This window comes from Amycolatopsis endophytica, assembly GCF_013410405.1.
In the GTDB taxonomy this organism is placed as follows: Bacteria; Actinomycetota; Actinomycetes; order Mycobacteriales; family Pseudonocardiaceae; genus Amycolatopsis_E; species Amycolatopsis_E endophytica.
This window is the reverse complement of the sequence record NZ_JACCFK010000002.1, coordinates 133,195-150,122: the sequence shown is the minus strand read 5'-3', so window position 1 is coordinate 150,122 and position 16,928 is coordinate 133,195. Positions and strand designations below refer to the sequence as shown.

Genomic DNA, 16,928 nt, shown 5'->3' with positions numbered 1-16,928 from the left:
CCGACGAACGTCGTGGGCCGAACAGAGGTCTGGACCTCCAGGAGAGGTGTGGGCTACGTTACACCCGGTTTAAGTTGCTCGCGGCAACAAATCCGATGTGTCAAGGAGGACCACGGATGAGACCCCGACCAGTTCGCCGGAGATCCCTTTTCGCCGCACTCACCGCCACCGTCGCGCTCGTGTCCGGCGCGACCTCCGTGGCGGCCGCTCCCGCCCACCACGGGCCCGCCTACCTCGACGCGTCCCAGCCGGTCGCCGTGCGGGTGCACGACCTGATGTCCCGCATGAGCCTCGACGACAAGCTCGGCCAGATGACGCAGGCCGAACGCGCCGCCATCACCGACCCCGCCGACATCGCCACCTACCGGCTCGGGTCGCTGCTCTCCGGCGGTGGTTCCGTCCCCACCCCGAACACGGCCCGGTCCTGGGCCGACATGTACGACGGGTTCCAGCGCGCCGCGCTGACCTCTCCCCTGCACATCCCGATCATCTACGGCGTGGACGCGGTGCACGGCCACAACAACGTCCACGGCGCCACGATCTTCCCGCACAACATCGGACTGGGCGCCACCCGTGATCCGCGTCTGGTCGAACGGATCGGTGACGCGGTCGCCGAAGAGGTCGCCGGGACCGGCGTCGACTGGGACTTCGCGCCCTGTCTGTGCGTGGCGCGCAACGACCGCTGGGGCCGCACCTACGAGTCCTTCGGCGAAACCCCGGAGCTGGTCTCGTCGATGTCCACGATCATCGACGGCCTGCAGGGCAGGTCGTTGTCCAGCAAGGGATCCGTGCTCGCCACGGCCAAGCACTACGTCGGCGACGGCGGCACCACCGGTGGTGTCGACCAGGGCGACACCGAACTCACCGAGGCGCAGCTGCGCGCCCTCCACCTGGCGCCGTTCCAGGCCGCGGTGCGACGCGGTGTCGGGTCGGTGATGATTTCTTTCAGCAGCTGGAACGGCGTGAAGATGCACGCCAACGGATACCTGATCACCGACGTGCTCAAGAAGGAACTGGGCTTCTCCGGCTTCGTGATCTCGGACTGGCAGGGCATCGACAAGATCGACGGGCAGGACGGATTCACCGCCGAGGAAGTGCGCGCCTCGATCAACGCGGGCGTGGACATGGTGATGGTGCCCTACGACTACGTGAAGTTCCTCGGCATCCTGCGCGCCGAGGTCGAATCCGGCGGTATCCCGATGAGCCGGATCGACGACGCCAACCGCCGCATCCTGACCAAGAAGTTCCAGCTCGGCCTGTTCGAGCGGCCCTTCACCGACCGGCGGCTCACCGGCACGGTCGGCAGCCAGGCACACCGGGCGCTGGCCCGGCAGGCGGTGCGTGAATCGCAGGTGCTGCTCAAGAACGACGGCGGCGTGCTGCCACTGGACAAGCGCGGCCAGAAGATCTTCGTGGCGGGCAAGAACGCCGACGACATCGGCAACCAGAGCGGCGGCTGGACGATCAGCTGGCAGGGTTCCAGTGGCCCGATCACGCCCGGAACCACGATCCTGCAAGGGATCCGCGACAAGGCGCGCTCCAGCGCGGTGACCTACAGCCGGGACGGCACCGGCATCGACGGGAACTACGACGTCGCGGTCGCGGTGGTCGGCGAGACGCCCTACGCCGAGTTCATGGGCGACCGGCCGGCGGGGATGGGGCTGGACGCCGAGGATCTGGCGACCCTGCAGCGCCTCAAGGACTCCGGGGTGCCGGTCGTGGTCGTGCTGGTGTCCGGCCGCCCGCTGGACATCGCCACGGAACTGCCGGGCTGGGACGCGCTGCTGGCGTCGTGGCTGCCGGGCACCGAGGGCGGCGGCGTGGCCGACGTGCTCTTCGGTGACTACAACCCGACCGGGAAGCTGCCGGTGACGTGGATGCGGAGTGCCGGGCAGCAGCCGATCAACGTCGGCGACGGTCAGGACCCGCTGTTCCCCTACGGGTACGGCCTGCGGTACCGGGGCCGCTGACCTGCGCCGCCGGTGCCGGGTCCCCGCGATCCGGCACCGGCCCTCCCGTGGTTTCCGAAACCTTTTTTCCACTCTGGAAAACACTTCCCTGGGCCGGTGGCCCGTCCTAGGGTCTGTGTCGAAGTGGCGGAGCCGCTTGCCGTGGGCCGTGCGCTGGCTCCGCTACCCGCACCGCCACGCACGTCACTTCGACCCATGCCCTGGCTCCTGCCATTCGGCGAGGGAAGGACGGGCGCGATGACCTGCACCGACCGGGAAAGCCCGGTCACGACCGGGCAGGCGCGTTGACCGCCGTGGACGTCGCGCGTCTCCGGGCGAGCTGGTCCACGGTCGCCGAGCGCGGCGACGAGTTCGCGCTGTCGTTCTACGCCACGTTGTTCCTGCTGCGCCCGGCGCTGCGGGAGTTGTTCGAGGTGTCGCTGACCGAGCAGCGGGGCCGGTTCGTCGCGGCGCTGGGCGACATCGTGTCGCGGGTGGACGACCTCGACGCCGCGGTCCCCTCCCTGCGGCGGCTCGGGCGGGCGCACCGCGAGTCCGGCGTGCTGCCGGAGTTCTACCCGCTGGTCGGCCAGGCGCTGCTGGCCACGCTGGAACGGTTCCTGGGTGACGAGTGGACCCCGGAGCTGGCGGCGGACTGGACCGGCGCCTACGCCGTGGTCGCCGAGGTGATGACCAACGCCGAGGTGCGCGGCCGCGGTCGGCAGAGCGTGCGGCTTCCCTTGGGCGACGGGGATTCCGGTCCGCGGGCCGAGCTGACCGCCGACCGGGTGCGGGGCCGCCTGTTCCGCCGTGCGCGGCGGTACCGGCGCGGTTTCGACCGCGAGGACGTGCGCGCGTTCCAGCGTCGCGTCGCCGAGGAGATCACCGCGCGCGACCGCGAGGCGACGCGCCTGCGTGCGGAAGTGGCGCGACTGCGGGCCCGCAGCCCGCGCGAGCCCACGGAGGGCGCTGCGGTCGTCGACGAGCTGGCCGTTTCCCTGCTGTCGCAGGCGCAGTTGCTGGCCGAGGAAACCCTCACCGCCGCCGACAAGCACCGCCGCAGGCTGGCCGCGCAGGCCCACCGCCAGGCCGAAACCGCCGCCGAGCAGGCCGCGACGACCTACCGCGCCGCCGCCGGCGCCCGCTACACGCCCGACGGCGAGGAACTGCAGCGGCGGCTGGCCTGGGCACGCACCTACAGCCATGCACTCGGCATGCCGTTGCGGGCGGCCGACACCGCTTTCCAGCACCACCTACGCGAGATCGGCTGACGCGCACCTTCGGCGAGTCCCACGTTTCGGACCGCGAGTCGACCATCCACCGCAAGCAGCCCTACGCACCAACGCCACACCCGGCAACGCGGCCCACCACCAGCGCCGGGGTGTAGCGAAGCGAAGCCGGCGCCCTCAGCCGCGCGCAGCGCAGAACCCGCGTCGCGGCACTCTCACAACAGCCGGCGTCCCACGACGTCCGCGAGCACCGCGCTCACCACCTGCTCGACCGCCGCGAAGCCGGGCGGCCCGCTGGCGCGGTCGGCGAAGAGGAGGTGACCGGACCCGATCAGGGCGAGGGCCAGGGAACCGGCGTCGGTGTCGGCGGCGAGGCGGCCCAGTTCGCATTCGTCGGTCAGGTAGGCGGCGATCATGGCGGCCGCTTCGGTCAGGACCGGGATGCCCGGCCACGCCTGGCGCAGCCGCGCGCGCAGCTCGTCCCGGAAGATGACCAGCCCGACGACGCCCACCGCGACCGGGTCGAACAACTCGATCAGCGCGTCGGTGAGGTTGGCGATCACACTGCCGGTGCCTGCCGTTCCGTGCAGCGCGGCGGCCTGGTCTTCGAGCCGTGCGACGCGTTCGCGCACCAGTTCGGCGAGGAAGTCGTCGAAGTCGGCGAAGTGCCGGTGCAGCACTCCCTTGGCGCAACCGGCCTCGGCCGTGACCGCGCGGCTGGTCAGCGCGGCCGGGCCCTCCCGCAGCAGGATCCGCTCCGCGGCGTCGAACAACTGGCGGCGGGCGTCGCGGATGTGCACCCCCGTGGGCACTCGGTCACCTCCGTGCGTTGACGTAGTGGGCGCATGCCCATTAGCGTGGGCGCATGCCCATTTTACCGCATGAGGCCCGCCGGATGGCCGAGTCCTTCGGAACCGACGCCGCCCTCTACGACCGCGCCCGGCCCCCGTACCCGCAAGCCCTGATCGACCGCGTCACCGGTACCGACGTGCTCGACGTCGGGTGCGGCACCGGCATCGCCGCCCGCCAGTTCCAGACCGCGGGCGCCAGGGTGCTCGGCGTCGAACCCGACGCCCGCATGGCCGGGTTCGCCCGCGGCAGCGGCGTCGAGACCGAGGTCGCGACGTTCGAGGACTGGGACCCCACCGGACGGACGTTCGACGCGGTCATCGCCGCGCAGTCCTGGCACTGGGTGGATCCGGTCGCCGGCCTGGCCAAGGTCGCGCGGGTGCTGCGCCCCGGCGGCCGGTTCGCGGTGTTCGCCCACGCCTTCCAGGCGCCACCCGAGGTGATGGAAGCCCTCGGCGCGGCGATCCGGCGCGTGGTACCCGGCTCCCCGGTGAACCCCGGCGCGCACACCGACCCGGTGGAGACCTACCGCGCCGGCCTCGCCACGGTCGCCGGACAGATCCGCGAATCCGGCGCGTTCGCCGAGCCGGAGCAGTGGCGCTTCGACGCCGAGCGAACCTATTCCCGCGACGAATGGCTCGACCAGATGTCCACCACCGGTGGACTGACCCCGCTCCCGCCGCAGCAGCGGGCCGAGGTGCTGACCGGCGTCGGCGCGGCGATCGACGCGATCGGCGGCGGGTTCACGGTGCCACTGACGACACTGGCCGTCACCGCGCTCCGCACCGCGGGCTGACCGGTTCCGCGCATCATCGGGGCAGCGGTGGGTAGCCCGGGCAGGGACCGGATCGCCCAGCCGAAGGACCGTCGATGTTCCCCGCCGACTCGCTCACCTTCATCGGCACCGCCACCACCCTCGTCCGGCTCGGACCGTTCACCCTCCTGACCGACCCGAACTTCCTGCACCGCGGCCAGTGGTCCTACTTCGGTCAGGGCCTGGTCTCCCGCCGCCGAACCGAACCGGCCGCCCAGGTCGCCGACCTGCCCCCGCTGGACGGGGTGGTGCTGTCCCACCTGCACGGCGACCACTTCGACCGCGTCGCCCGCCGGGACCTGCCCGCGGACGTGCCGATCCTGACCACCGGTCACGCCGCGACCCGGCTGTCCAAACACGGCTTCCGGTCCACCGTCGCCCTGGACACCTGGCACAGCGAAACCTTCACCGACGGCGCGGCGAAGCTCACCGTCACCGCGGTCCCGGCCCGGCACTCCCGCGGCCCGTTGAACCGGATCCTGCCGCCGGTGATGGGCAGCATCTGGGAATTCAGCGCCCATCCCGGCGCGGCGACGCTGCGGATCTACGTCAGCGGCGACACGATCATGCACGACGAGCTCGCCGAGATCCGCCGCCGCTACCCCGAGATCGACCTGGCGGTGCTCCACCTGGGCGGCACCCGCGTGCTCGGCGTCCTCGTCACCATGGACGACCGCCAGGGCGGGCGGATGCTGGACCTGATCAGGCCCGGCCACGTGGTGCCCGTCCACTTCGACGACTACGGCAAGTTCACCTCACCGGTGTCGAACTTCCTGCACGAGGCGCGCCATCACCCGGCGACCGACGTGCGCCTGCTGGCCCGCGGCGACAGCCTCGCACTCGGCCCGATGCTCAGCCCCGGCTGACCCGTTCCCGCTGCGGCACCACCACGTACTTCGGGTCCTTCGTGGACGCCACCCCGGCCTCGAACACCCCGAACCGCTGCAGCACGCTGCCCGCCAGCAGCGCCAGCCCGGAAACCACCGCCGCGGCACGGCCGCGTGGGGCGGCGAGCAGCGCGCCCGCGGCGCCGCCCAGCGTCAGGTACTCCGACCACTTCCGCAGCCGGTGCGCCTTGCCCGTGGTGTAGGCCTGCGAGGTCAGCCCCAGCCGCTGGTCGATCACCTTCGACCCGGCCACCTCGGCCGCCGCCCCGATGACCGCCAGCCGCCGGGCGGGCCCGGCCTCCCCGACCGGCGCGAACACCAGTCCCAGCCCGGCGCCGCTGGCCGCGGCCGACCCGGTGAACACGAACGGCAGCTGCCGGTGCGCGTCCTGCCACGCCGGAACCGCCGTCTGCGACAACAACACCGACGTGTAGGAGGCCACCGCGGGCGCGATCGCCGCCGCCGCCAGCCCACCCGGCCGGGCCAGCCGGCGCAGCAACCGCCCCGCCCACCACCGTGATGGCACCATCTCCGCCACCCCGGCCACACCCGCACCCGGCCCGTAGGCGACCAGGATCCAGGTGCCGACGCTCATCGGCGAACTCGGCTTGGCCACCCGCAACATGTGCAGGAACCGTTCCGGCCGCCCGAGATCGGCTACCAGCAGGTACAGGCTCGCCCCCAGCGCGCCCAGCGCCCCGGCCCGGCCCACCCGCCGCAGCGCCGGGCGCCCGGTCAGATCGGCCCCGGCACCCAGCATCGCCGACCCGGCCGACAACCCGCCGGTGAACAGGTAAGCCGCGATCTTCCACTCCCACACCGGCGGCTTGAGCACCGGCCGCCCGTAGTAGGACCGGAACTCCGCCTGCGGCACCGCGAGCTGTTCCTTCATCACCTGCCCCGTCCGAAGAAGACCGACACCGCGGCGGCCGCGAACGCCGACGCGGCCATGCCCGCGTACTTCCACATCGACCCCGCGTGCCGCGTCGGCACCACCGGATCCGGCGGCAGACCGTACACCTCGGGCTCGTCCAGCAACAGGAAGAACGCCCCGTCACCGCCCACCCCGTCATCAGGGTTCTCACCGTAGAGCCGCGCCTCGGTCACGCCCGCCCCGTGCAGGGCGTCCACCCGCCGCGCCGCCCTGTCCCGCAGCTCGTCCAGCGGCCCGAACTGGATCGAGTCGGTCGGGCACGCCTTCGCGCACGCCGGCTCCTGCCCGTCCCGCAGCCGGTCGTAACACAGCGTGCACTTCCAGGCGCGGCCGTCGTCCTCGCGCCGCTGGATCACCCCGTACGGGCAGCCGGACACGCAGTAGCCGCACCCGTTGCAGATGTCCGGCTGCACCACCACCGACCCGAACTCGGTGCGGAACAACGCCCCCGTCGGACACACGTCCAGGCATCCGGCGTGCGTGCAGTGCTTGCACACGTCCGAACTCATCAACCACCGGAAATCGGTGCGCGTCCCCGCGTCCCCGTCCGCGCCGGGCAGGTCGAACGCGGGCAGCCCCAGATCCACCGGCTCCGGCGAGTCCGCCCCCGGCCGCTCCTGCTCCACGAACGCCACGTGCCGCCACGAGTTCGCGCCCAGCTCACCGGTGTTGTCGAACGACATCCCCAGCAGATCGAACCCGTCGTCGGGAACCCCGTTCCACTCCTTGCACGCCACCTCGCACGCCTTGCACCCGATGCACACCGACGTGTCGGTGAAAAACCCCACCCGCGGTGGATGCTCCCGGTAACCCGCCTCACCGGCGGGATCGTCGAGCGGACCGTAGAAGCTGTTCGCCATCACCGCTCCTCCGCACCGTCGGCCGTGTCGATCCGCGTCCCGGTCTCCACCGTGATCCCCGCTCGCCCCCGGTACTCCTCCAGGTAAGCCAGCAGCGCCGGGCCACGCGGCCGCCGCCCCGGTCGCACATCGCAGGTCGCCACCTTGCTCTCCTGGATGAACACGTTCGGATCGGCCACCACCCCGAGCAGATCGTTGACCACGTCACCGTCCACCAGCCCGGTGTGCCCCCAGTGATAAGGCATCCACACCTGGTGCACCACCCGGTCGGAGATCCGCAGCGGCCGCATCCGCTCGGTCACGAACACCCGCGCGTCCACCGCCGACCGGCTCGTCACCACATGCGCCCAGTCCAGGTGCACCAGATCCCGCTCGGCCGCCAGCTCCGGCGACACCTCCACGAACAACGCCGGCTGCAACTCCGCCAGATACGGCAGCTGACGGCTCATCCCGCCCGCCGTGTGGTGCTCGGTCAGCCGCGACGCGGTGAACACGAACGGGAACACCTCACCGTGCGCCTCCGGCGGCGACGGGTTCGACGGGTTGTCCACCCGCGCGTACACCTTGCGCGCCGGATTGCCCTGCTGCCCGTACAGGGCGTTGCGCACCGGCGACTCGTGCGGCTCGTAGTGCGTCGGCAACGGCCCGTCCAGCACCCCGTTCGGCGCGAACAGCCAGCCCTTGCCGTCCGCCTGCATGATGAACGGGTCGTCGCCGTGCAACGCGTCCGGCCCGACCGCGCCCGGCTCCGGCACGAAGTCCGGCGGTTTGTTCTTCTCGAAGTCCGGCACGTCGTACCCGGTCCACTCACCCTTCTCCGCGTCCCACCACACCAGCTTCTTGCGCTCACTCCACGGCCGCCCCCACGGATCGGCCGAGGCCCGGTTGTAGAGCACCCGCCGGTTCAGCGGCCACGTCCAGCCCCACTCCGACTCATACGGCCCCTGCTCGTCGTGCGGCTTGCGGCGCGCCGCCTGGTTCACCTCATCGGCGTACACCCCGCTGTAGATCCAGCACCCGCACGCCGTGCTGCCATCGGCCTTGAGCTCCAGGTACCCGTTCAGCGCCCGGTCCTCGCCCAGGTCCACCCCGCTGATCCGGCGCAGCACGTCCGCACCCGAGGGCTCGTCACCGTGCTCCATCCGGTAGTCCCACCACAGGTCCAGCAGCGGACGATCCCGCTCATCGGCCGAACCGGCCAGCTTCTCCTTCAGGATCCGGCCCAGGTGGTAGAAGAACCACAGCTCGCTGCGCTGGTCCCCCTTGGGCTCCACCGCCTTGTCCCGCCACTGCAACATCCGCTGCGTCTGCGTGAACGTGCCCGACTTCTCCACGTGCGAGGCCGCCGGGAAGAAGAACACCTCCGTGCGGCACCGCTCCGGCGCGATCTCCCCGGTCTCGATCTCCGGCGAGTCCTTCCAGAACGTCGCGCTCTCGATCATCGCCAGGTCGCGCACCACCAGCCAGTCCAGGTTCGCCATCCCCAGCCGCTGCAACCGCCCGTTCGCCGACCCCACCGCCGGGTTCTGCCCCAGCAGGAAGTACCCGAACACCTTCCCGTCGATCATGTCCATGACCGTGCGGTAGGTGCCGTGATCGCCGTTGATCCGCGGCAGGTAGTCGAAACACCAGTCGTTCTCGGCCGTGGCGTGCTCGCCCCAGTACTCCTTGAGCAGCGACACCAGATAGGCGTCGGCGTTGCGCCAGAACCCCTTCTGCCGGTCACCCCGCACCAGGTCCAGATAGCCGCCGATGCCCTCGTGCGAGGTGTCCGCCATCGGCAGGTACCCGGGCAGCAGGTTGAACAACGTCGGGATGTCCGTCGACCCCTGGATCGAGGCGTGCCCCCGCAACGCGAACACCCCGCCACCCGGACGGCCGATGTTGCCCAGCAGCAACTGGATGATCGACCCGGCCCGGATGTACTGGGCACCCATCGAATGCTGCGTCCACCCCACGCTGTACACCAGCGCCGCCGTCCGCTCCCGCCCAGAGTTCGCCGTCCACGCCCGGCACACCTCGTCGAACAGCTCCCGCGGCACACCACACACCCGCTCCACCATCTCCGGCGTGTACCGCGCGAAATGCCGCTTGAGGATCTGGAACACGCACCGCGGATGCTCCAGCGACGGATCAGCGGCGATCTCGTCGGCCCCGCCCTCCAGCGGCGGCCCACCCGAGCCGTGCTGGTCCGGCGCCGACTGCTCCTTCGCCCGCTCGCCCCGGCCCTCCCGCGGCGGCACGCTCTCGTAGTGCCAGCTCCCCGGATCGTAGGACGCCGACTCCGGGTCGTACCCGCTGAACAACCCGTCCAGGTCCTCGGTGTCGGCGAAATCCTCCCGCACCAGGAACGGCGCGTTCGTGTAAGCCTGCACGTACTCCCGGAACTCCAGCCCGTTGGACAGGATGTGGTTGATCACCCCGCCCAGGAACGCGATGTCCGTCCCCGCCCGCAACGGCACGTGCCGGTCGGCCATCGCGCTCGTCCGCGTGAACCGCGGATCGATGTGGAACACCTTGGCGCCCCGCGCCTTGGCTTCCACGACCCACTGGAAACCCACCGGATGGGCCTCGGCCATGTTCGAGCCCATGATGATCACGCAGTCGGCGTTGATCAGGTCCTGCTGGTAGTCCGTCGCGCCACCGCGACCGAAGGAGGCTCCCAGACCGGGAACCGTGGCGGAGTGTCAAATACGGGCCTGGTTCTCGATCTGGATCGCACCCATCGCCGTGAACAGCTTCTTGATCAGGTAGTTCTCTTCGTTGTCCAGCGTCGCCCCGCCCAGGCTCGCCAGCCCCATGGTCCGGCGCAGCGGATGACCGTGCTCGTCGGTGTCCTGCCAGCCCCTGCGCCGCGCGTCCAGCACCCGGTCGGCGACCATGTCCATCGCCGCCGACAGGTCCAGCTCCTGCCACTGCGTGCCGTACGGGGCGCGGTAGAGCACCTTCTCCTGCCGCTGCGGCCCGGTCACCAGCTGCTTGCTCGCCGACCCCTTCGGGCACAACCGCCCCCGCGAGATCGGCGAATCCGGGTTGCCCTCGATCTGGACGACCTGCTCGTCCTTCACGAACACCTTCTGCGAACACCCGACCGCGCAGTACGGGCACACCGAATGCACCACCCGGTCCGCCGAGGCGGTGCGGGGCTCCAGGGACTTCGACCGCGCGGACTGCGCCGCACTGCCCCGGCCCAGCGGGTCGGCACCGCTCAACTGCCGCAGCACCGGCCACGACCGCACCCAGTCGCCCACGCCCATCGCCACCTCCTGCCGCCCGCTTTCCCCGCCACCGCGGCGGGCAAACCCGCGAGATCAATCCTCGTGCGTCGAAGCCCCCGCGTCCAGCCGGGAGTGGTAGCGCTCGCGGGCCTCGGTCACCAGCTCGTCCGCGATCCACGCGATCGGCTCGACATCCACCAGCAACGGCTCGTTGTCCGGCCCGAAATCCACCTCCGTCCCGCCCAGCACCCACGGGCGCGCCCCCTCCCGCTGCTGGTGCAGGTACTGGCAGATCCGGCGCGCCAGCCAGTCCTCCACCGGCAGCGACCACCAGCCCGGTGGGTTCAGCGGGTTCACCGACACCCCCGGCATCCGCAGCCCGCTCTCGTGATCGGTGCTCGGATGCCCCACGTCGGACTCCGGGCCCGGTGAGTACCGCACATAGACGACCGCGCCGGGAATCAGCAGCTGCGCCAGATCCGCGAGGCTGCGCAACGTCGGAAGGGAGTCTTCGCGGGCCATGCCGCACAGATGCCCCACCGCGGCCCTGCCTAACCACCGCCGGTGTAATGCGTCACCGCCGCCACCGGCCGCCGCCGCGTCGCCGGTGCCGCGAACCCGTACCCGAACCGCAGCACCACCTGCGGACACCCCGGCGCCGCGACCAGCCGCGCCACCTCGCCCCGTAACGCGGGCACCTCCACCGGCTGCGCGAGAAACGACACGCTCACCCCGGCCGTCGTCGCCCGCAACAGCACCCGCTGCAACGCCTGACCCGCCCGCACCTGCGCCGCCCTGCCGTCGGTGTCCGACAACAGCACCGCCACCAGCGGACGGCGATCGAACGGCCACTCCGGCCCCATCACCGCCGCCGCGGCAGGCAGCCCGTCCTTCCGTGCCCCCTCCAGCGCCGTCCACCGCGCCAGCTCCTCCTGGTACGCGGGATCGTCGCGCTGCACCCGCTCCGCCTCCCGCAGTAACCCCCCGAACTCCGCCAGCCGCGCACCGCCGGTCAAGGGCACCAGGGCACCACCCTCCTCCGCGGCCGCCCGCACGAGCGCCTCCAGCACCCACACCGGCACCTCACGGGCCGTGAACGCGCGCCGGTTGCTCCGCCGGTAGACGATCGCCCGCGCCATCGCCACGTCGTCGGGGTTCGGCCTCCGTCGGCCCCGCACCCGCACCGTCGCCAGATGCGCAGGCTCGTTCGCCCGCGGCACCAGCCCCACCACCGGCGTCCGGCCCACCGCCCGCACGGCGAGACGCATGTTCAACAGCGCCGCGCCACACGCCAACCGCGCCTCCCGGCCCTCGGGATCGGCCACCTTCAGCACGCGGTCCTGATCGAGAAACACCTCGATCCGGTCACCGTCCACCTCGAACCGCCACGGCTGGGTGTTGTGCGGTGACGGCGCGCGGATCGCGGCACCGAGCGCGGCCCCCACCGGGTCCTGGCTCGCGAAAGACATCGGGCGCCCCCTGCCACGACGGGTCCGGGATCGCTCCACTGTTCTCCCGCGCCTTCCCCCACACGAGGGCACGCCGTCACCGGGCACGGGGCCTTTGTGCCCTATCCGCGGTGAAAATCGCCCCACGGCGCACGGGCTTTTCACTGGTGTTCGGGCAGGTGACATGCCACTCTGACTGAATGCCGGGAAACAGCGATTCCGACTCCGTCGATCCCGTCACGGGGTTGCGGAAAACGCTGTCCCAGCTCCGATTGCGGGAACTGTTGCGCGAGGTGCAGGACCGCATCGAACAATTGGTCCAGTCCCGCGACCAGATGGACGGACTGCTCGAAGCGATGCTCGCCGTCGCCGGCGGCCTCGAACTGGACGCGACACTGCGCCGCGTCGTGCACGCCGCGATCAACCTGGTCGACTGCCGCTACGGCGCACTCGGCGTGCTCAACCAGGACCGCGAAGGGCTCTCGTCGTTCGTCTACGAAGGCATCGACGAGCAGGCGCGCCGCGCCATCGGCAGACTGCCCACCGGACACGGACTGCTCGGACTGCTCATCCAGCAACCGAAACCGATTCGCCTCGACGATCTTTCCCGGCACATGGCCTCGTCCGGATTTCCCGAACACCATCCCCCGATGCGCTCATTTCTCGGAGTTCCGGTCCGGGTGCGCAACGAGGTATTCGGAAATCTGTACCTCACCGAGAAGAAAGGCGGGCAGCCCTTCACCGAAGACGACGAGGTGGTCGTGCAGGCACTGGCCGCGGCCGCCGGTATCGCGGTGGAAAACGCCCGCCTCTACGAAGAGGCCCAGCTCCGCCAGCAGTGGCAGGAGGCCACCAGCGAGATCCGCGCCGAACTGCTCGCCGCCGCCGACCCCACCGACGTCCTCTACCTGATCGCCAACCGCGCGCTCGCCCTCGCCGGAGCCGACTACGCCTTCATCGCCCAGCCCGACGACCCGGACCTCGCCCCCGCCGACGTCACCCACCTGACCATCACGGTGTGCGCCGGGCTCGACGCCGACCCGCTCATCGGCCGCGGAATCCCCGTCGAGGGCTCCAGCTGCGGCGCCGCCTACGCCGACGCGCAGCCACGGCTCGTCGAGAACCTGGCCTACGACCTGTCGTCCGAGTTCGGCGCCGCGCTGGTCCTCCCGCTGCGCGCGTCCGGGGATGACGTCTCCGGGGTGCTGGTGACGCTGCGCAGGACCGGGCAGGACCCGTTCGACAGCACCCAGCTGCCCCTGGCCGCGGCGTTCGCCGACCAGGCCGCGCTGGCGTTGCAGCTGGCAGAGGACCAGCGCTCGATCAGCGAGCTGAAAGTGGTCTCCGACCGCGACCGCATCGCCCGCGACCTGCACGACCACGTCATTCAGCGGCTCTTCGCCCACGGCCTGGCGCTGCAGAGCACCCACATGCGCAGCCGCAATCCGGAGATCCAGCGGCGCCTGGCGGACATGATCGACGACGTGCAGAGCATCGTCGCCGAGATCCGCACCGCGATCTTCGACCTGCACGGCGGGCTGCAGGGCACCACGCAACTGCGGAAGCGGCTCAACGAAATCATCGCCGAGGTCACCGGCGACACCGGCCTGCGCACCACCGTCCGCATGTCCGGCCCGATCGGCGTCGTCGGCGGCGACCTGTCCGAGCATGCCGAAGCGGTACTGCGGGAGGCCCTGTCCAACGCGGTCCGCCACGCCCGCGCGACCACGCTGACGATCACCGTCTCGGTCGACGACGACCTGGTCATCGAAGTACTCGACAACGGCGGCGGCATCCCGGGCACGGTGGCCCGCAGCGGGCTGCACAACCTCGCCCAGCGCGCCCACCAGGCAGGCGGCGAGTGCACGGTGACCGCGCTGGAAACCGGAGGCACCCGGCTGACCTGGTCGGCGCCGCTGGGCTGACCGAACGATCCGGACCGGTGACCTCGGTCCCCGGCTTTCGGGACCAAGGCCCGGTCGCGCACGCCCGGCCGCCCGTAGCCTGGGAGGGTCCCGTCCGGGAAGGGGTGGCGGCGTGATCAAGGTGTTCCTCGTCGACGACCACGAGGTCGTGCGGCGCGGCGTCGCGGACCTGCTCGAAGCCGATCCCGCCCTGACGGTGGTCGGTGAGGCGTCGACCGCCGCGCAGGCGCTGACCCGCGTTCTCGCGCTGCGGCCGGACGTCGCGGTGCTGGACGTGCGCCTGCCCGACGGCAACGGCATCGAGCTGTGCCGCGAGCTGCGCTCCCGCCTGCCCGAGCTGAACGTGCTGATCCTGACCTCCTACACCGACGAGGAGGCCATGCTCAACGCCATCCTCGCCGGGGCGGGCGGGTACGTCATCAAGGACATCCAGGGGCTGCAGCTCGTCTCCGCCGTGCGCGAGATCGGGACGGGCCGGTCGCTGCTGGACACCCGCGCGGCGGCCACGCTGATGGCGAAGCTGCGCGCCGACGCGGTCGAGACCGGGCCGCTGGCCGCGTTGAGCGAACGCGAGCGAGACCTGCTCGACCTCATCGGCGAGGGCCTCACCAACCGCCAGATCGCCGAGCGGATGTTCCTGGCGGAGAAGACCGTGAAGAACTACGTGTCCCGCCTGCTTACCAAGCTCGGCCTGGAACGGCGGACGCAGGCGGCCGTCCTTGCCACGAAGTTGCGGAAGGGCAGGGACCTGCGGGACAGGTGTTGAACGCCTTCAAAGCCTGGCCGTATAGGGCGTTATACATCTTGGTGTTCGCGCGCGTGCCGCTCCCGGTCGTCCCGTTCACGGTATGCCTCCTCGGCGAAGTACCTCCGCATCGCCGATTCGGCCAGTTCCGCGGTGCTGTGCCGGTCCGTGCGGGACGCCGCCGTCACCCGCGCCTCCCTGGCCGCCTTCCGGTTTTCCAGCTCGCTCATCGTCCGCTCCTTCCCTGACCGAGCCTCTCCCACTCCCGCGCCCAGGCCGCCGCACGGGCGCGGTCCAGCGCGCAGTGCACCCCGAGCACGACGAGCGCCAGTACCAGCACCACACCGAGCCACAGCAGCAATCCGACACTGAGCGCGATGCCCAGCGCGTTGAACATCGACAGCGGCGGCGGGACCGGCTCGCCCTCCCCGTCCACCCAGATCGGCAGCCGCGCACCCCGGTCCGTGCCCGCCGCGACGGCGATCGGGCCCGTGCGCTCGGTGCCGTCCGGCAGGACCCACAGCGCGGGCACCTCCTGCACCTGCGAGACCGGTCCGCCCGCCACGAACGTCCCGGCTTCGGCCAGCACCAGCGCCATCACCGGGGACCGGTCGGTTTGCTGCGCCCGCGCGATCGAGGCCTGTGTGCCGTAGACCTGCGACACCACCAGCACGGACACCGGCACCGCGACCAGCGCCAGCAGGATCGCGACCAGGAACAGCCGGGCCTCCCACCGGTCCCACGGGCGCGCCAGCGGGCCCTCCGGGCGGAGCAACCGCCAGAACCGGCGCAGCCCTGAGCCGGACATCGTCAGCCCGCCCGTTCCGGCCCGAGCCCGCGGTGGACCGGGTCCGGCTCGCACCCGGCACCCACGACCACCGGGCCTGCTCCGCCAGCCATGTCCGCACCTTCCCCGGTCGGCCCCGGTTCCAGCGTGCACGCCGCCGGGCCTGCGGTGAAGGGCCGTTGGTCCCTGTGCCGCGCGGACAACGGGCACACTGGTGACGATGCGTGAGACCAGCACCGCTCCCCGGCTGCCCGGCCGTGCCGCCGTCGTCGGCTCCGTGGCGGTGCTCGCCGCCGCCACCACGCTCGCCAACCGGGTCCTGCCCGGCTGGGCCTACCCGGTGTGCGGGGTGGTGACCTCGGCTGTGCTCATCGGACTCGCCCGCGCCGCCGGGCTCGCGGCCGCCGAGATGGGACTGTCCGCGCGGCACTGGCGCCGGTCCGCGCGCACGGGCGGGATCGTCTGCCTCGTGGTCGCGACCGGGTTCGCGGTCGCGCTGGCCGTGCCCGGGCTGCGGACGCTGTTCCAGGACGGCCGGGTCGGGCAGCCCGCGCCCGGCGACCTGCTGTGGCTGGCGCTGGTCCGCATCCCGCTGGGCACGGTGCTCGTCGAGGAGATCGCCTTCCGCGGTGTCCTGCCCGCGCTCCTCGGCGGCGGCCAACGGTGGCGCTGGCGGCCCGTCCTCGGCGCGTCCGCGTTGTTCGGGCTGTGGCACCTGCTGCCCTCACTCGCGTTGCGCCGCAACGCCGCCGTCGACGCGGCCGCGGGCGGGATCCCGCTCCCGGTGCTGTCCGTGGCGGCGATGGTGGCCGCCGGCGCGGCCGGGGTCGCCTTGTGCGCCCTGCGCTACGCCGGACGGGGAGTCCTGGCCCCGGCGCTGGTGCACCTCGTGCTCAACTCGGGTGGTCTGGTACTGGCGTGGGCCGTCCAGCGCTCCGGTTAGGGACTTCCGGCCCTTGAGTCGCGGCCACGCCAACGGGGACAGTGAGGCCAGTGGCGAACGAGGAGCGTTGATGCGGCAAGCGTGCCAGTGGAAGATGGACATCGGCCTGGACGAGATCGGGGGTGTCACGCGCGCCGAAATCCGGCTCGGCGGAGCCGACGGCACCCGCTTCACCGGGATCGGCCTGGTCCGGAACGGGCCGCGCGGGCAGCACCTGCCCGACATCGCGGCCGAGCTGGCCCTCGCGCGGGCACTGAGCGACCTCACCGAGGAACTGCTCGAAGCCGTCGCCTCCGACATCGACACCCAGTTCACGTTCTCGGGACCACTGGCCAACTGA

At 71.6% G+C, this 16,928-nt stretch carries 16 protein-coding genes; 8 read left to right on the top strand and 8 right to left on the bottom strand.

Annotated elements, in window-relative coordinates; translation table 11 throughout:
• Positions 1-116: 116 nt before the first annotated feature.
• The gene (locus HNR02_RS26210; RefSeq protein ID WP_179776247.1) at positions 117-1,970 is read left to right on the top strand and encodes a glycoside hydrolase family 3 protein; all 1,854 of its coding nucleotides are present in this window, start codon (positions 117-119) and stop codon (positions 1,968-1,970) included.
• A gap of 293 nt (positions 1,971-2,263) precedes the next feature.
• Positions 2,264-3,220, top strand: coding sequence for a globin domain-containing protein (locus HNR02_RS26205; protein WP_312861290.1), 957 nt, complete (start codon positions 2,264-2,266; stop codon positions 3,218-3,220).
• Between the two features lie 173 nt (positions 3,221-3,393).
• Here HNR02_RS26205 and HNR02_RS26200 read toward each other — a convergent pair whose 3' ends face one another.
• Entirely contained in the window at positions 3,394-3,990 is a 597-nt protein-coding gene (locus HNR02_RS26200) for a TetR/AcrR family transcriptional regulator (protein ID WP_179776245.1), read from the bottom strand.
• Between the two features lie 83 nt (positions 3,991-4,073).
• Here HNR02_RS26200 and HNR02_RS26195 point away from each other — a divergent pair, with 83 nt between their 5' ends.
• Both HNR02_RS26195 and HNR02_RS26190 read left to right on the top strand, forming a co-directional pair.
• Positions 4,074-4,823, top strand: coding sequence for a class I SAM-dependent methyltransferase (locus HNR02_RS26195; RefSeq protein ID WP_179777860.1), 750 nt, complete (start codon positions 4,074-4,076; stop codon positions 4,821-4,823).
• A 74-nt stretch (positions 4,824-4,897) separates the two neighbouring features.
• Positions 4,898-5,707 carry an MBL fold metallo-hydrolase gene (locus HNR02_RS26190; RefSeq protein ID WP_179776244.1) on the top strand — a complete coding sequence of 270 codons (810 nt, stop codon included), beginning with the start codon at positions 4,898-4,900 and terminating at the stop codon, positions 5,705-5,707.
• On the opposite strand, the gene nrfD is transcribed toward HNR02_RS26190, so the two are convergent.
• The 5 genes from nrfD to HNR02_RS26160 are packed head-to-tail and all read right to left on the bottom strand — an operon-like array spanning position 5,694 to position 12,209.
• Complete coding sequence (gene nrfD / locus HNR02_RS26185; protein WP_179776243.1) at positions 5,694-6,620, bottom strand: NrfD/PsrC family molybdoenzyme membrane anchor subunit; 927 nt, start codon at positions 6,618-6,620, stop codon at positions 5,694-5,696. The genes HNR02_RS26190 and nrfD overlap by 14 nt on opposite strands.
• Positions 6,620-7,522 carry a 4Fe-4S dicluster domain-containing protein gene (locus HNR02_RS26180; RefSeq protein ID WP_218914272.1) on the bottom strand — a complete coding sequence of 301 codons (903 nt, stop codon included), beginning with the start codon at positions 7,520-7,522 and terminating at the stop codon, positions 6,620-6,622. Before HNR02_RS26180 ends, nrfD begins: the two co-directional genes overlap by 1 nt.
• Entirely contained in the window at positions 7,522-10,779 is a 3,258-nt protein-coding gene (gene fdh / locus HNR02_RS26175; RefSeq protein ID WP_246339278.1) for a formate dehydrogenase, read from the bottom strand. The genes HNR02_RS26180 and fdh overlap by 1 nt, the downstream gene beginning before the upstream one ends.
• A gap of 54 nt (positions 10,780-10,833) precedes the next feature.
• The gene (locus HNR02_RS26165) at positions 10,834-11,262 is read right to left on the bottom strand and encodes a DUF6098 family protein (protein WP_179777858.1); all 429 of its coding nucleotides are present in this window, start codon (positions 11,260-11,262) and stop codon (positions 10,834-10,836) included.
• 29 nt (positions 11,263-11,291) lie between these two features.
• On the bottom strand, positions 11,292-12,209 hold the full coding sequence (locus tag HNR02_RS26160; protein ID WP_179776240.1) for an Acg family FMN-binding oxidoreductase: 918 nt from the start codon (positions 12,207-12,209) through the stop codon (positions 11,292-11,294).
• A gap of 179 nt (positions 12,210-12,388) precedes the next feature.
• Here HNR02_RS26160 and HNR02_RS26155 point away from each other — a divergent pair, with 179 nt between their 5' ends.
• Both HNR02_RS26155 and HNR02_RS26150 read left to right on the top strand, forming a co-directional pair.
• Positions 12,389-14,113, top strand: coding sequence for a GAF domain-containing sensor histidine kinase (locus HNR02_RS26155; RefSeq protein ID WP_179776239.1), 1,725 nt, complete (start codon positions 12,389-12,391; stop codon positions 14,111-14,113).
• A 112-nt stretch (positions 14,114-14,225) separates the two neighbouring features.
• Positions 14,226-14,879, top strand: coding sequence for a response regulator (locus HNR02_RS26150; RefSeq protein ID WP_179776238.1), 654 nt, complete (start codon positions 14,226-14,228; stop codon positions 14,877-14,879).
• Positions 14,880-14,908: 29 nt separating this feature from the next.
• Here HNR02_RS26150 and HNR02_RS26145 read toward each other — a convergent pair whose 3' ends face one another.
• Together HNR02_RS26145 and HNR02_RS26140 are read right to left on the bottom strand one after the other, a co-directional pair.
• Positions 14,909-15,088, bottom strand: a complete 180-nt coding sequence (locus HNR02_RS26145) for a hypothetical protein (protein ID WP_179776237.1) — start codon at positions 15,086-15,088, stop codon at positions 14,909-14,911.
• On the bottom strand, positions 15,085-15,666 hold the full coding sequence (locus HNR02_RS26140) for an Rv1733c family protein (RefSeq protein WP_179776236.1): 582 nt from the start codon (positions 15,664-15,666) through the stop codon (positions 15,085-15,087). Before HNR02_RS26140 ends, HNR02_RS26145 begins: the two co-directional genes overlap by 4 nt.
• A gap of 199 nt (positions 15,667-15,865) precedes the next feature.
• On the opposite strand from HNR02_RS26140, the gene HNR02_RS26135 reads away from it, so the two are divergent.
• Both HNR02_RS26135 and HNR02_RS26130 read left to right on the top strand, forming a co-directional pair.
• On the top strand, positions 15,866-16,588 hold the full coding sequence (locus HNR02_RS26135) for a CPBP family intramembrane glutamic endopeptidase (protein WP_179776235.1): 723 nt from the start codon (positions 15,866-15,868) through the stop codon (positions 16,586-16,588).
• 70 nt (positions 16,589-16,658) lie between these two features.
• The gene (locus HNR02_RS26130) at positions 16,659-16,928 is read left to right on the top strand and encodes a dsRBD fold-containing protein (RefSeq protein ID WP_179776234.1); all 270 of its coding nucleotides are present in this window, start codon (positions 16,659-16,661) and stop codon (positions 16,926-16,928) included.